The 15,120-nt window shown below is 66.6% G+C and carries 13 protein-coding genes; 5 read left to right on the top strand and 8 right to left on the bottom strand.

Features of this window, described 5'->3' with window-relative positions; genetic code table 11:
* Position 1: 1 nt before the first annotated feature.
* Positions 2 to 871 (bottom strand): 30S ribosomal protein S2, encoded by an 870-nt coding sequence (gene rpsB / locus BWQ93_RS10185; RefSeq protein WP_077030447.1) that lies wholly within the window; start codon positions 869 to 871, stop codon positions 2 to 4.
* Between the two features lie 316 nt (positions 872 to 1,187).
* On the opposite strand from rpsB, the gene BWQ93_RS10190 reads away from it, so the two are divergent.
* Positions 1,188 to 1,451, top strand: coding sequence for a hypothetical protein (locus BWQ93_RS10190; RefSeq protein ID WP_198040547.1), 264 nt, complete (start codon positions 1,188 to 1,190; stop codon positions 1,449 to 1,451).
* On the opposite strand, the gene BWQ93_RS10195 is transcribed toward BWQ93_RS10190, so the two are convergent.
* Together BWQ93_RS10195 and BWQ93_RS10200 are read right to left on the bottom strand one after the other, a co-directional pair.
* Entirely contained in the window at positions 1,435 to 2,208 is a 774-nt protein-coding gene (locus BWQ93_RS10195; RefSeq protein WP_077030448.1) for a CDP-alcohol phosphatidyltransferase family protein, read from the bottom strand. The genes BWQ93_RS10190 and BWQ93_RS10195 overlap by 17 nt on opposite strands.
* A 1-nt stretch (position 2,209) precedes the next feature.
* Positions 2,210 to 2,941: a phosphatidylserine decarboxylase gene (locus BWQ93_RS10200; protein WP_077030449.1), complete on the bottom strand. Its 732-nt coding sequence runs from the start codon at positions 2,939 to 2,941 to the stop codon at positions 2,210 to 2,212.
* 147 nt (positions 2,942 to 3,088) lie between these two features.
* On the opposite strand from BWQ93_RS10200, the gene BWQ93_RS10205 reads away from it, so the two are divergent.
* Both BWQ93_RS10205 and BWQ93_RS10210 read left to right on the top strand, forming a co-directional pair.
* Entirely contained in the window at positions 3,089 to 4,303 is a 1,215-nt protein-coding gene (locus tag BWQ93_RS10205) for an NADP-dependent isocitrate dehydrogenase (RefSeq protein ID WP_077030450.1), read from the top strand.
* Between the two features lie 239 nt (positions 4,304 to 4,542).
* Positions 4,543 to 6,327, top strand: coding sequence for a cation:proton antiporter domain-containing protein (locus BWQ93_RS10210; protein WP_077030451.1), 1,785 nt, complete (start codon positions 4,543 to 4,545; stop codon positions 6,325 to 6,327).
* Here the strand turns inward: BWQ93_RS10210 and BWQ93_RS10215 are convergent.
* Positions 6,324 to 9,245, bottom strand: coding sequence for a M16 family metallopeptidase (locus BWQ93_RS10215; RefSeq protein WP_077030452.1), 2,922 nt, complete (start codon positions 9,243 to 9,245; stop codon positions 6,324 to 6,326). The two genes, BWQ93_RS10210 and BWQ93_RS10215, sit on opposite strands and share 4 nt — an antisense overlap.
* An 87-nt stretch (positions 9,246 to 9,332) precedes the next feature.
* On the opposite strand from BWQ93_RS10215, the gene BWQ93_RS10220 reads away from it, so the two are divergent.
* Positions 9,333 to 10,184 carry a carbon-nitrogen hydrolase family protein gene (locus BWQ93_RS10220; RefSeq protein ID WP_077030453.1) on the top strand — a complete coding sequence of 284 codons (852 nt, stop codon included), beginning with the start codon at positions 9,333 to 9,335 and terminating at the stop codon, positions 10,182 to 10,184.
* A 513-nt stretch (positions 10,185 to 10,697) separates the two neighbouring features.
* Here the strand turns inward: BWQ93_RS10220 and BWQ93_RS10225 are convergent.
* Together BWQ93_RS10225 and BWQ93_RS10230 are read right to left on the bottom strand one after the other, a co-directional pair.
* Positions 10,698 to 10,949, bottom strand: a complete 252-nt coding sequence (locus BWQ93_RS10225) for a hypothetical protein (RefSeq protein ID WP_156878202.1) — start codon at positions 10,947 to 10,949, stop codon at positions 10,698 to 10,700.
* A gap of 175 nt (positions 10,950 to 11,124) precedes the next feature.
* Positions 11,125 to 11,901, bottom strand: a complete 777-nt coding sequence (locus BWQ93_RS10230) for an NUDIX domain-containing protein (RefSeq protein ID WP_077030455.1) — start codon at positions 11,899 to 11,901, stop codon at positions 11,125 to 11,127.
* A 104-nt stretch (positions 11,902 to 12,005) separates the two neighbouring features.
* On the opposite strand from BWQ93_RS10230, the gene BWQ93_RS10235 reads away from it, so the two are divergent.
* Positions 12,006 to 12,635, top strand: coding sequence for a DUF4126 domain-containing protein (locus BWQ93_RS10235; protein WP_077030456.1), 630 nt, complete (start codon positions 12,006 to 12,008; stop codon positions 12,633 to 12,635).
* Here the strand turns inward: BWQ93_RS10235 and BWQ93_RS10240 are convergent, their stop codons facing one another.
* Positions 12,636 to 13,859, bottom strand: a complete 1,224-nt coding sequence (locus tag BWQ93_RS10240; protein ID WP_077030457.1) for an NAD(P)/FAD-dependent oxidoreductase — start codon at positions 13,857 to 13,859, stop codon at positions 12,636 to 12,638.
* 114 nt (positions 13,860 to 13,973) lie between these two features.
* On the bottom strand, positions 13,974 to 15,113 hold the full coding sequence (locus BWQ93_RS10245; protein WP_077030458.1) for an aminotransferase class I/II-fold pyridoxal phosphate-dependent enzyme: 1,140 nt from the start codon (positions 15,111 to 15,113) through the stop codon (positions 13,974 to 13,976).
* Positions 15,114 to 15,120 lie beyond the last annotated feature (7 nt).

Raw genomic sequence — 15,120 nt, forward strand, 5'->3', positions numbered from 1 at the left:
ATTAGGCGTCGCTCTGACGTTCGGTTTCGGCAGCCGCTTCGGGCGGAACCTGCTCGTCTTCGGTCACCGGAGCGGCAGCTTCGGCAGCCGGGACTTCCTCGACGGCCGGGGCCGCTTCTTCGGTCAGCACGGGCTCGGCGACGGGGTTCACCGCAGCGCCAAGGTCCTCGCCGCGATCGGCGCGGGCCTGCTGGCCACCACGCGTCGCCGCCTGGGCGATCGCATCGCAATAGAGGCGGATGGCGCGCGCGGCGTCATCGTTCGCCGGAACCGGGAAGGCGATGCCATCGGGCGAGACGTTCGAATCGAGGATCGCGACGACGGGGATACCGAGAACATTGGCTTCCTTGATCGCCAGCTCTTCCTTGTTCGCGTCGATCACGAACATCACGTCGGGAATGCCGCCCATGTCGCGGATGCCGCCGAGCGACATTTCGAGCTTGTCGCGTTCGCGGGTGCGGTTGAGCACTTCCTTCTTGGTGAGGCCCGAGGTGTCGCCCGAAAGCTGCTCTTCGAGCGTCTTGAGACGCTTAATCGAGTTCGAAATCGTCTTCCAGTTGGTGAGCATGCCGCCCAGCCAGCGGTGGTTGACGAAATGCTGGCCCGAGGCGCGAGCCGCATCGGCGATCGGGCCCTGCGCCTGGCGCTTGGTGCCGACGAACAGCACCTTGCCGCCCGAGGCCGCCGAAGAAGCGACGAATTCGAGCGCGCGCGCGAAGAGCGGCACGGTCTGCGACAGGTCGAGAATGTGGATGCCGTTGCGCGCGCCGAAGATATACGGCTTCATGCGCGGGTTCCAGCGGTGGGTCTGGTGGCCGAAGTGGGCGCCAGCTTCGATAAGATTCTGCATCGTGACGACAGGTGCCGCCATGGTCTTTCTCCTTCCGGTTGGTCCTCTGGAAAGCAAGAACCGAGGTCCGCAAGCGGATGACCCGGCACCGGTTATGTGCGCCTTCCATGTGGAATGGGCGGGCCGTTAACCGCAGCGGGGGTCAAAAGCAAGGGCCAAGGAGCGTTTTTCGCCGCATCGGTGACCAACTCGCGCGCGGCGGACGGACTCGTCCCGGCGACAAAATGACTCCATTCGTCGCAAATAGCTTGAGAACAAAACGGGAACATGGAACGATTTGCGTAACGAAACCGTCACCGATGGACATGGTTTCGCACAAAGAAACCGGAAGGACAAGATGATGGTTCAGGTCGCTGCCGCTCTACTCTTCGCCATTGCCGCCGGGCTGGGCATCACCGTGATCCTCGCGATGCTCAAGACCAACGAGAATGCGATTCTCTCGTCGCTGCTCGGCGAAGGCGCCTTTCCGATGCAGAACGCCCCGCAGCCGGGCCCCGCAACCAATGTCGTGAAGCTGCGCCAGCGCGGCGATCGCCGCACCGCGCCCCGCCCCGCCCGGCTGACCGGTCGCGCCGAGCCTCAGCTCAGCCGCGCCGCCTGACCCGCGCGTAGCTGGCGATGCCGAAAGGCAGCAGCGTCAGATAGATGGCGCACACCCCGAGGAGCGTCCACCAGGGCGCGGTCACCAGCGCCGCGCCGAACAGCCCCACGCCTGCCAGCGCGAACAGCCGCCATGAGCGGCGAAGGCGGAAGGACGACCAGCTGTAGGTCGGGATCGCCGAGATCATCAGCATCGCGACGCCGACCGCCCAAGGCATCACGACATACCACTCACGAAACAGGTCGTTTTCGGTCACCAGCCACAGATAGACGGGGACGAAGGACAAGCCGGCACCCGCGGGCGCCGGAATGCCGGTCATGAAGCCCGCCGACTTGTGCGGCTGGAAATCGGCATCCATGCGCGAATTGAAGCGCGCGAGGCGGAGCGCGCAGCAGACCGCGAGCGCGAGCGCCGCGGTCCAGCCGAATTTCGGGGCATATTGCAGCGACCACAGGAACAGGATCATCGCCGGCGAAACGCCGAAGGCGATGACGTCGGACAGCGAATCGAGCTCGGCGCCGAACTTGCTCTGCGCGCGAAGCAGCCGGGCGATGCGCCCGTCCATGCCGTCGAGCACGCCGGCGACGATGATCATCGTGATCGCCGCTGCCCATTCGCCGTCGATGCCGAAACGGACCCCGGTCAGACCCGAACAGAGCGCGAGGATCGTGATCGCGTTGGGGACGAAAGCGCGCAGCGGAATTCCGCCGATGCGGCGCCCCGCGGCATCCGCTGGAACCTCCTCGCGCTCGGTCATCTTACTGCCCGATACCGTCGATGACCGCAGACGTTCCGATGCGCGCAACGACGGTTTCGCCCGCCAGCGTGCGCTGGCCGAGCAGCACCTGCGGCGTGGTGCCCGCGGGCAGATAGACGTCGACGCGGCTGCCGAAGCGGATCAGCCCGATGCGCTGGCCGGTCGAAACCTCCTGCCCCATGCTGACGAAGGGCAGGATGCGCCGCGCGACGAGCCCGGCGATCTGGGTGAAACCGACGCGCAGGCCGTCGGCGCGCTCGACGACGAAATGCTGGCGCTCATTCTCCTCGCTCGCCTTGTCGAGGTCGGCGTTGACGAATTTGCCGGGGATATAGACGATCTTGCGCAGCGTGCCGGCGATCGGGGTGCGGTTGATGTGGACGTCGAACACGCTCATGAAGATCGAGACGCGCAGCATCGGCGCGGCGCCGAGCCCATCGGCGCCCGCGATCTCCGGCGGCGGGGGCACTTCGGCGATCTGCGTGATCAGCCCGTCGGCGGGCGCGACGATATAATCGGCGCCCACCGGGGTGATGCGCACCGGATCGCGAAAGAAAGCCGCGACCCACGCGGTGACGCCGAGCATCAGCCAAGGCACGATCGGCCAGCCGAGCAGGAAGAAGCAGAGGGTGACGATGGCCGCGATCAGGACGAATTTGCGTCCCTCGGGATGGATCGAGGGCCAGTGCCACTTGATACCGCCACCGGGGCGGTTGGAAGAGATGGAAGACATGGGGCTTCTTCTAGGGTCGAGCTGTCCTACTGACAACGGAATAAGCCGCGCGATGTTCCCCCAATCGCTCCACCGTGACGTTTGACCAACGCCTCGGCTTTGCCTAAGGCCCGCTGCAACTCGACTCCCCAAGGAAAAGGCACGCATATGGGCAAGATCAAGGTAGCGAACCCGGTCGTCGAACTCGACGGCGACGAAATGACGCGGATCATCTGGCAGTGGATTCGCGAGCGCCTGATCCTCCCCTATCTCGACGTCGACCTCCACTATTACGACCTCGGCATCGAGGAGCGCGACCGCACCGACGACAAGATCACCGTCGAGGCTGCGAACGCGATCAAGAAATATGGCGTGGGCGTGAAATGCGCCACGATCACCCCCGACGAACAGCGCGTCGAAGAATTCGGGCTCAAGAAGATGTGGAAGTCGCCGAACGGCACGATCCGCAACATCCTGGGCGGCGTGGTGTTCCGCGAGCCGATCGTCATGAAGAACGTGCCCCGGCTCGTCCCCGGCTGGACCGACCCGATCGTCGTCGGCCGCCACGCCTTCGGCGACCAGTATAAGGCGACCGATTTCCGCGTCCCCGGCCCGGGCAAGCTGCGCCTGGTGTTCGAAGGCGAGGACGGCACGCTGATCGACGAGGAGGTGTTCCACTTCCCCTCGTCGGGCGTCGCGATGGGCATGTACAACCTCGACGATTCGATCCGCGACTTCGCGCGCGCCAGCCTGAACTATGGCCTCGCCCGCGAATGGCCGGTGTATCTGTCGACCAAGAACACGATCCTCAAGGCCTATGACGGCCGCTTCAAGGACCTGTTCGAGGAAGTGTTCAACGCCGAATTCAAGGCGCAGTTCGACGCGCTCGGCATCGTCTACGAGCACCGCCTGATCGACGACATGGTCGCCTCGGCGCTCAAATGGTCGGGCAAGTTCGTCTGGGCCTGCAAGAATTACGACGGCGACGTCCAGTCGGATACGGTCGCGCAGGGCTTCGGCTCGCTCGGCCTGATGACCAGCGTACTGATGACCCCCGACGGCCAGACGGTCGAATCCGAAGCCGCGCACGGCACCGTCACGCGCCACTATCGTATGCACCAGCAGGGCAAGGCGACCTCGACCAACCCGATCGCCTCGATCTTCGCCTGGACCGGCGGGCTCAAGCACCGCGGCAAGCTCGACGACAACGCCGCGCTGATCAAGTTCGCCGACGACCTCGAAAAGGTCTGCGTCGCGACGGTCGAAAGCGGCAAGATGACCAAGGATCTCGCGCTGCTGATCGGCCCCGACCAGAACTGGCTGACCACCGAGGGCTTCTTCGAGGCGATCGTCGACAACCTCGAAGCCAAGATGGGTAGCTGATCCCACTTCCTTCCCCCTCGATGGGGGAAGGATACGGAGCCTTGCGCCGTGGGCGCTAGGCGCAGTTGGATGGGGGTGAGGGTGCGTCCTTGCACCTTTGCCTCGGGCCGAGAGTCCACCCCCACCGCTGCGACTAACGAACAAGTTCGTAAGTCTCGCTGCCTCCCCCATCGAGGGGGAGGTATTCCGCGATTTAGCTATCTAGCCAAGGGGGGCCGGCCTGCATAAGGTCGGCCCTTATGGTATCGGAAACAGAAACTTCGCTCATCGGCGACGCGCTGGTGGTGCTGGGCGCGGCGGGCATCGTCATTCCCGCCTTCGCCCGCTTTCGCCTGCCGCCGGTGATCGGCTTCATCCTCGTGGGCTTGCTGGTAGGGCCGTCGGGGCTGGGGTCGCTGACCGGGGACTATCCCTGGTTACAGCATGTCACCATCGGATCGGCCGAGGAAATAGCGCTGTTCGCCGAGCTTGGTATCGTGCTGCTGCTCTTCTCGATCGGGCTCGAACTGTCGTTTCGCCGCCTGTGGCAATTGCGCAAGCTGGTATTCGGCATCGGCGCCGCCGAACTTGCGCTGGGCGGCATCATTTTGGGTACCGCGCTGCTCTTGTTCGGCAATCTGTCGACCGCCGCCGCTTACGGTCTCGGCATCGCGCTCGCCCTCTCCTCGACAGCGCTGGTCCTGCCGATCGCGGGCACCAAGTCGGCGGTCGGCAAATCGGCCTTTTCGATGCTGCTCTTCGAGGATCTGGCGCTCGTCCCGATCATCTTCATCCTCGCCGCGCTGTCGCCGACCGCGTCGGGTGACAGCGCCGAACTGCTGCTGACGACGCTATGGCAGGGCGTCCTTGTAGTCGCCGGGCTCGCCATTGGCGGCTGGTTCCTGCTGCCCAAGATCTTCGCGCAGGCCGCCCGCGCCAAGGACCCCGAGCTGTTCCTCGCCGCGAGCCTGCTGGTCGTCATCGTCGCGGCGCTGGCGACCGCCGCGGTCGGATTGTCGCCGATCGTCGGCGCGCTGCTCGCGGGCCTGATGATCGCCGAGACCGAATATCATGAAGAGGTCGAGGCGATCACCGCGCCCTTCAAGGGCCTCGCGCTCGGGGTTTTCCTGATCAGCGTCGGCATGGGGCTGAATATCAAGACCATCGCGGCGCTGTGGCCGCTGCTGATCGGCGCGGTCGTCGGGGTCGTGCTGGTCAAGGCGCTGGTCACCGCCGCGCTGCTGCGCTTCTCGGGCGTTGCCCGGCGCGGCACCGCGGCCGAAGTCGGCTTGCTGATGGCGAGCCCGTCCGAAACCACCCTTATCGTGCTCGCCACCGCGCTGCAGGCGCAGTTGATCAGCCGCGGCACCGCCGAATTCTGGCAGATCGTCACCGCGATCGGGCTGACGATCACGCCCCTGTTGGCGCGCGTCGGCCACGACATCGCGCGGCGGATCGAGATGCGCAGCGGCGAGAGCCAGGACGAGGATACGCCCGAGGGTCGTACCGTCGTCGTCGGTTTCGGACGCGTCGGCCACACTGTCGCGCAATTGCTGCGCGAGCATGGCCGGCCTTACATCGCGGTCGACGCCGACATCGACACCGTCGCGGCGGCGCGGCGCGAGGGCTTCATCGTGCGCTTCGCCGACGTCGCGCGCCCGGGCAGCCTCGACAAGCTGGGCATCGAGAGCGCGCATGCCATCGTGCTGACGATGGACGATCCGGTGCAACAGCTGCGCATGACCAAGGCGATGCGCCGTAAATATCCCGACCTGCCGATCATCAGCCGCGCGCGCGATTCGGACCATGCCGCCGCGCTCTATCAGGCGGGCGCGACCGACGCGGTGCCCGAGACGCTCGAAAGCTCGCTGCAGCTCGCCGAGGCGGTGCTGATCGACCTGGGTGTCGCGATGGGACCGGTGATCGCCTCGATCCACGACGTACGCGCCAAGATGCGGCACGAGATCATGACCAAGGGCGAACTCGAGCGCGAACCGCGCATCCGCCGGGTGCGGCGCCCGATCGAGGGCAGCGATCGGGGCTAGCGCCCGCCCGCCGCCCCGGCCGGCTTGCTGAGCGCCGAAGCTTCGGCGAGCGTCATCCCAGCGGGCAGGATCGCCAGCGACCATTGTTTCGCGGGAACCAGATATTGCTTCGCGAGCCGCTGGATATCCCCGGCGGTCACCGCGGCGATATCCTGCTCCATCGACAGCGCCGATGCGGCGACGCGCGGGTCGCGCGTCGCGCCTTCGAGCAGATACATCCAATAGACATTGCCCGTCGAGGCGCGCGTCACCTGTTCGCGGATCGGCCCTGCGTTGCGCGCAAGTTCGTCGGCGCCGACCGGATTGGCCGCAAGGTCGGCGGCGATGTCGCGCGCGATCGCATAGAAGCCGTCGATGTCCTTGGGCGCGAGCAGGCTACCGACGAGCAGGTAGCCGCCGGTGTCGAAACCCGTCGGCCAGTGATTGTCCACGACTGGGCCATAGCTCGCGCCCTGATCGGCGCGGAGACGATCGAACAGCCGGTCGTTGAAGATCGCACCGAGCACGTCGAACGCGCGCGCATCGCGCGGATTGGCGAGGCCGCCGCTGGTCGGCCAAGCGGTCATCGCCGCAGCCTGTCCCTTGTCGCCGCGGTGATAGGCGAGCGCGGGGGTCGCGACATGCGGCGCGAAAGCGACGGTCTGCCCGCCCACGGGCAGGATAGGCTTGCGCGGGGCGAGCGCACCCAGCGTTTCCGAAAGGATCTTGCGATAATCGACCGTCGACAGGTCGCCGAAGACCTGTACCTCGATCGGCCCGCTCGCGAGCCGCGGTTCCCAGAAGGCGCGGAAGGCGGCGGGAGTTAAGGCCTCAATCGCCGCCTTGTCGGGGGGCGACCAGCGCTTGTCGTCGGCGGTCAGCCAGCCGCGCAGATTGCGGTCGAGTACCGCGTTCGGCGTCGCATCGTTGAGGTCATAGCCGGTAAGGTAACCGATGCGCAGCCGTTCGACCGGCGCGGCGTCCCAGCGCGGGCTGGCGAGCTTCGCCGCGATCAGCCGCAGCTGGTCGTCGAGATCCTCGGGCTTGCTCTCGGCCGACAGTTCGAAGGCGTCGTCGTCGATCGCGAAATTGAGTTGGATCTGGCGCCCGTTCGTGATCGCGTCGATCTCGTTCTGCCCCCACGGGCCGACGCCGCTCGCGACCACGGCATAGTCGCCGGTCCACAGCAGGTTGGGCTCGTTCGCGGCGACGCTGCGGTTGCCGGTTCCGAAGCGCACGTTGACGCGCACCTTGCCCGGCTCGACCATATTGTTCGAGACGAGCGCGGTGACGCCATTGCCGAACTCGAGCCGCTCGGCGCGCAGCCCCAGCAAACGCTCGCTCTTCACGACCGGCGTCGGGGTGCCGAGCGCGGGCAGCTGATTGAAATTGACGTCGGCGGCGGCGAGCCGGTCGTCGCGGATCACCGCGGGCGCCTTGAGCGCGGCGAGCAGCGCGGGCTGGCCGCCCGCGATCGGCGTCGGCGTGGTCAGCACGACGCGGGTCGCTTGGCCTGAGAAGATCGCCTTGCTGATCTGGAGCATCACTTCGGGCGTCGCCGAAGCGCGGATCGCGGAGAACATGTCGACCTGCCCCTGCGGGCTGGTCACCGTCTCGCCGATATCGACCGCACGCACCATGTCGTCGGCGAGTCGCGCGCCAGGCTCGTTGCGCGCATTCTGCAGCTCCTTGACGAGGAACGCCTGGATCTCGTTCGCCTCGCGGTCGATATCGGCCTGCGAGGGCGGGTTCTGCGTCGCGTCGGCGATCACGCCGCGGACGTCGGCGAGCGCGGCCTTCCAGTCGCCGAGCGGCACGATCTGCGCCAGCGTGACGTCGGCGCTGCGGCTGACATATTGCTGCTCGGCGGTGGCGACCAGATAGCTGCCGCCGGCCCGCGCGCGATTTTCGAGCCGCCGGTTGACCAGCGCGATCGACAGGAATTCGAGATAGAGGCGCCGGGTGTTCTCGACCGTGTCGATACGCTTCACCCATGGGCGCAGCGTCGCCAATGTCAGCGCCAGCGGCTGATTGGGCTCGACGATCTGCAGCGCGGCGGGCGCCTTCGGATCGGGCTTGCCGAAATCGGGGGCCTTGGGCGGAGGACCGTCGGCTTTCCAGTCGCCATAATATTTGGCGATCAGCCGCGCGAATTCAGCCGGGTCGCCGTCGCCGACGATGACCACGACGGCGCGGTCGGGGCGGTACCAGCGGTCGTGAAACGCCTTGACGGTGTCGGCGCGCGCGGCGGCGAGTGATTCATAGGTGCCGATCGGCGACCGGTCGCCGAGCAATTGGCCGGCGAATAGATGCGCGTTGGTCGCGTCGGCGATCCGCTTCTGCGGCCCGTCCGATTCGCGCAGTTCGGACTGGACGACCCCGCGTTCGGCGGCGACCGCGGTGTCCGAGATCAGCGGCTCGCGCACCATGCCGGCGAGCAATTTCATGCTTTCGTCGAGCGTCGCCGCGGTCGCGCTCGGCAGGTCGAGTTGATAGGCGGTCTGCGTCGGCGTCGTCTGGGCGTTCGAATCGCTGCCGAAGCTGACCCCGAAGCGCTGCCAGATGCGCTTGGCTTCGCCGTCGGGAATATGCTCCGAACCGCGGAAGGTCAGATGTTCGAGCAGATGCGCAAAGCCGCGCTCGCCCTCGGTTTCGAACATCGACCCGACGTCCATGCGCACGCGGATCGACACCTGTCCCGGGGGCACGCCATTGTTGCGCACGGCATAACGCACGCCGTTGGGGAGGGTGCCGAACTGCCACGCGGTATCGCGCGGAATGTCGCTGCCCTCGTAGAGCCAGCTGTCGGGCTGGACCTGGACGGTGCCGGCCCCCTGCTGCGCGAGCGCGGCGGGCGACGCCGAAAGCAGGGCGGCGGCGATGCCGACGGCAAGGAAGGAACGGGCGAAGCGCGGGAGCGGCGCGGACAGGCTGGACATTGCCCCATCTTAACGCGTCCGAACCTTGCTCGCCACTGAACTGTCACGCCGCTTGCTCTCTTCGCCGCATCTGCCTAGCCCTTGGGCATGACCGATGCCCCTGCCCCACCCCTGATCGCCCTCGTCCAGATGACGAGCGGCATCGATCCCGAGACCAATCTGGCGGTGACGGACCGCGCGCTCGGCGCGGCGGCAGAGGCGGGCGCCATCATGGCCTTTTTACCCGAAATGTCGGTGCTGCTCGACCGCGACCGTGCGCGGTCGGCGGCACATATCGCGCGCGAGGAGGATAGCGCGTGGATCGCGACCTATGGCGCGATGGCACGGCGCCACGGGCTGTGGCTCCACACGGGATCGGCGCCCTTCCTGTCCGACGACGGCAGCCGCCGGGTCAATCGCAGCCATGTGATCGCCGCCGACGGCACGGTCGCGGCGCGCTACGACAAGATCCATATGTTCGACGTCTCGCTGCCCTCGGGCGAGAACTGGAGCGAATCGTCGAGCTATGCCGGCGGCGAGGCGCTGGTCGTGGTCGATACGCCCGTGGGCCGGCTGGGGCTCAGCATCTGTTACGACCTGCGCTTCCCCGAACTCTATCGCGCGTTGACCGAGCGCGGCGCCGAACTGCTCGCGATTCCCGCCGCCTTCACCGTCTCGACCGGCGAGGCGCACTGGCACGTCCTGATGCGCGCGCGGGCGATCGAGACCGGCTGCCATGTGCTCGCGGCGGCGCAGGCGGGAGTGCATGCCGACGGGCGATCGACCTATGGCCATAGCCTGGCGGTCGCGCCGTGGGGCGAGGTGCTGGGCGAAGCGCAGCCAGTGCCGGGCGAGGATTTCACGCTGGTGGTGGCGCCGGTCGACCGCGCCGCGACGGAGCGGGCGCGTCAGGCGATTCCACTGGCGCGGTCGCGGGCGAATCGCGCAGTTGACCTCTAGTCAAAGGGTGGCGCGGGGCGTGGGTCGCCGCGTGACATCTTTAAAGTTCAGGAAAGTTCAGCCCCGTGCGCGCGCCAGTTTGGACTTGGTGGCGCGATCATATCGGCCGGTCTGGCAACGAGCGCTTTTGTCCACCCGATGAAGGCTGGCACAGCCGGATAATGTAGGAAAGCCATATTTGCAGGCTACGTCGGTCTTGGGGTGGGAAGCTGCCGTAAAGCCCTCTCCCCTTGAGGGGAGAGGATAGCGCAGCTTGCTCGGTCAGGAGTTAGCGAAGCTTGGAGAGGGGTGCTTGGACGCCTCTGGCGGTCGGAAACCCCTCTCAACTACGGCTAGGCAGCAGGCTGCCAAGCCTGCGTATCTCTCCCCTCAAGGGGAGAGAGCATAACCCTGCGAACGTCCGCTCCCGCCCGATACCAGTCGCCCAGCACCCACACCCCGCGCATTACCAAGACGTGCAAAAGGCCCCGAGCTTAGCTCGGAGCCTTTTGAAACTCGTAGGTGACGAGCCGTTTACGGGCTGGTCGGGTCGTCGCTGTTGTTGCCGGCAGCGATCACGATACCACCGATGATAGCGATCAGCGCGAGGAGGGCGATGATCCAGCTGGAGCCTTCCAACTCGCTCTGGCCTTCAACAGCCGAAACGGCGCTGACGTCGTCGAACGACACCGCCGACATGGCCGGCGCGGCCGAAGCAGCAACCGGCGCTGCGAGCATCGAAGTCGCGGCGAGGGAGATCGCAGCTTTCTTGAGCAGGTTCATCATTTTCTCCATCCACTGGAATTTTGATCTTCTCGAATCGCTCCGGGGAATCGCCCCCAAACCGTTTCTGCCTCGCCCTTCTAGGCAGCACTGCCAGATATTGCAAGGCGTTTTGCCGTACTGCACCATTTCTTATGATTCTGCTAAACCTCGGGAAAATTGGTACCGTACTCTTCTGTCAACCGCGTCTTACTCGCTCGAAAGGCTCGCTCGTCACGGGATATCCCAAATGCTCCGGGATACACAGGCAAGACTCCCCATCGCGGCTTTCGATCCATGGCGTCACCAATTCGACCGGATGGGCGGCGGCATGTGCCGAAAATGCGATGAAATCATCAGCCTGCGCCAGCTTCTCGAGGTTGCGGCGCGTCGGGAAGATGATCGACACATCGCCGCGATCGGCCATGGCGAGCGTATCGCGCGCGCTGGCCCAGAAGATATGGCTGTGCTCGGCCTCCTCGATGGTCAGTTCATGGCCGTGCTCGGGCGCCTCGACCGCGAAAAAGCGCGTGTCGAAGGTGCGCGCTTCCTTGAAATTGGGGCACCAGCGCGCAAAAGGAACCAAGGCGTCAAGCTCGAGCCGGTCGCCACGCTCGGCCAGGATTTCGGACAGCAGCCGCTCGGAAAGCAAAGCCTGGCGCACCGCCGGAACCTCCGCCTCCCCGAGCGTCGGCCAGCCGACCGCGAGCCCGGTTTCCTCGAGCGTTTCGCGCAGCGCGGCGACGCGCGCCGCGCCGTCGGGGTCCATCTCGGCATAGCCGTGGTTATGCGCGACCAGATAGTCGTCGGGGTCGATCCGCCCGCCCGGAAACACCATCGCGCCCGCCGCGAAGGCCATGTTCGCGGCGCGTTTGACCATCAAAATCTCGTCGGGACCGCCGCCGTCGGACGGCCGCATGATGACGAGGGTGGCGGCGGGGATCGCGCCGTCGGGCAGTTTTTCCGTATCGCTCATTATCACCGGCGATAACCCTCTCGGTTGGACTTGTCATCCGGCATTGCCGACGCCGGGAGCCGGGTGCAAGATGGCAATCGCAAGATGTCGGTGGGAGCGGGTCGATGGGCATCGTAGAGATATTGGGCGTCGCGGGCAGCCTGAGCCTGCTCGCGGGCTGGCGGCTCTACCTCACCATCCTCGCCACCGGCATCGCGATGCATTTCGGCTGGCTGCCGCTGCCCGAGCATCTGCAGGCGCTGCAGATCCTGGCCAACCCCTGGGTGCTCGGCGTCGCGGGGGTCGGCACGCTCGCCGAATTCCTGGCGGACAAGATCGCGTGGGTCGATTCGGCATGGGATGCCGTCCACACGGTGATCCGCCCGCTGGGCGGCGCGCTGCTCGCGCTGGCGCTCGTCGACAGTTCGGACCCCGCGTGGCAGGTGATCGCCTTCCTGCTCGGCGGCGGCGGCGCGCTGGTCAGCCATGGTGCCAAGGCGACGACGCGCGCGGTGGTCAATGCCAGCCCCGAGCCGTTCAGCAATGTCGTGGTGTCGACCGGCGAGGATGTCGCGACGGGCGGGCTGCTGGCGCTCGCGATCGCCTATCCGCCGGTCGCGATCGTCATCACCGTGCTGATGCTGGTCGCAGGGGTGATCGTGATCATCGCGCTCCGGCGGTTGCTGCGGAATATCAAGGCGACGCTGAAACGCACGCTGGGCGACGAGCCGGCGGCCGAACCGCCGCTGGGCTGATCAGGCGGGCAGCAGGCTCTTCAGCGGCGTCTCTACGTCGGCGAGTTGCTCCGCCGCCGCGGCCAGCCCCGCGGTGACGAGCATCCGCCCTTGGACATAGTCCTTGGTGGCGTTGACGCAGTCGAGCGCGATGACCTTGCCGCCCTTCAGATAGACGATCGAGAAGCTGCGGTCCGCGGGGTTGCCGCGGAGCACCGCCTGGTCGTGGCCGGTCGACAGGCCCGCGGTCTGGAGCTTCAAATCATATTGGTTCGACCAGAACCAAGGGATGGCGTGATAGCGCGCCTCCTCGCCGCAGATGCCCTTGGCGACGACATTGGCCTGGTCGTTGGCATTCTGCACCGATTCCAGCCGGATGACCGCGCCCTCGGCAAAGTCGTTCTCGTGCGCGGCGCAGTCGCCGATCGCATAGATGTCGGGAAGATTGGTCTTGCAATGATGGTCGACGAGCACGCCGTTGCCGCCGTGCGCGCCCGCCGCGACAAGGGGTTCGACCGCGGGAACGATGCCGATACCGACGATGACCAGGTCGGCGGGAATGACCTCACCGGTGCCGAGGCGGACGCCGGTGACGCGGTCCGCGCCCTCGATCGCGACGACCTGGACGCCGAGGCGCAGGTCGACGCCATGATCGCGATGCTCCTTCTCGTAAAAGCGGGACAAATCCTCGCCCGCGACGCGCGCGAGCACGCGGTCGAGCGCCTCGAGCAGCACGACCGGCTTGCCCGCCTTGCGCAGCACCGCCGCGGCCTCGAGCCCGATATAGCCGCCGCCGATCACGACGATCTGTCCCGCGGTCTCCGACGCCGCCTTCATCGCGTCGGCATCGGCGCGGGTGCGTACGCCCTGCACGCCGGGCAGGTCGCCGCCGGGGATCGGCAGCATGCGCGGGGCGCCGCCGGTCGCCCAGACGAGCTTGCCATATTCGGTGGTGTCGCCGCCGTCGGTGGTGACGCTGTGCGCGGCGGGATCGACTGAAACGACGCGCGTGTTCAGCAGCATCGTGACTTCGCGTTCGTCCCAATATCTGGCGGGGCGGATCTGGATGCGTTCGAATTCCTTCTCGCCCGCGAAATATTCCTTCGACAGCGGCGGGCGCTCATAGGGAAGTTCGGGCTCGTCGCCGATGATCGCGATGCTGCCTTCGAACTTCTGGGTGCGCAGCGCCACTGCGACCTGCGCGCCGCCATGCCCTGCCCCCACGATCACCACGTCGAACCGCATCGCCAAGTCTCTCCCGCACAAGTTTACGCGAAGCCGTCCCTTGCATGCGAGTGAAGGCGGGGCAAGCGGCGGCGGGGCCGGGGCGGAATAGAAATTCTTGGGGAGAGGATGCCGCTACGGCGCGCGGGCGTAAGCCTCGAACCAGGGCGCCATGCGGCGGCACGCTTCCTCGACCTCCTCGGTCGAGACCGCAAAGCTCAACCGCATGAAGCGCGAGCCGTCGACGGGGTCGAAATCGATCCCCGGTGCGGTCGCAACCGCCGTATCGACGAGCAATTGCCGGCAGAAAGCGATGCTGTCGCCGGTCAGGTGCCCGATATCGGCATAGATATAAAAAGCGCCGTCGGGCGGCGCGATGCGGCGCAGGCCCATCGCGGGCAGGCGTTCGAGCAGCAGTTGACGATTGCGCCGATAGGTGGCGAGATGGCCTTCGAGCTCGTCGCGTTCATCGAAGGCGACGAGCCCGGCATGCTGGGCGAGGCTGGGCGGGGTCAGGAACAGATTGCCCATCCGCGCGCGCGCCGCGTCGATCTGGTCGGGCGGCACGACCAGCCAGCCGAGCCGCCAGCCTGCCATGCTATAGTATTTGGAGAAGCTGTTGACGACGAAGGCGTCCGGCGCCTCCTGCAGCATCGATGGGACCGGCCCGACGTAGGAGAGCCCGTGATAGATTTCGTCGGAGATGATGCGGATGTTCCGACGGCGGCACACCTCGGCGATGGCGGCCATTTGCGCCGCCTCGATCACCGTGCCGGTCGGATTGGCGGGGCTCGCGACGATCAGCCCCGCGGGCGCGGGATCAAGTGCTTCGACCGCCGCGGCGGTCAGCTGGAAACGCTCGGCCTCGCCGCAGCCGATCTCGACGGGGACCATGTGCAGCGCGCGCAGCGTATTGCGATAGGCGACATAACCCGGCCGGGCGAGCGCGACGCGGGCACCCGGCGCGAAGGCGCAGGTCAGCGCGAGGACGAGGGCGGGCGAAGCGCCGCAGGTCAGGATCACCTGCTCGGCATCGACCGCCACACCGTGCGTGTCGCGGTAATAGTCGGCGATCCGCTGCTTGAGCGCGGGGCTTTCCCAATAACCCATGCCGTCCTCGGCCAGCACCTGCTGCGCCCGGGCAACCGCGGCGGCGGGCGCGCCGGTCGAGGGCTGGCCGAACTCCATATGAATCACCGGCTCGCCCGCCGCCTTCATCTGATGCGCGAGGCGGCTGATCGAGATGGCGAAGAAGGGATCGACGGCGGCGGTCATGCAAGGG

The organism is Sphingopyxis sp. QXT-31 (assembly GCF_001984035.1).
GTDB lineage: Bacteria > Pseudomonadota > Alphaproteobacteria > Sphingomonadales > Sphingomonadaceae > Sphingopyxis.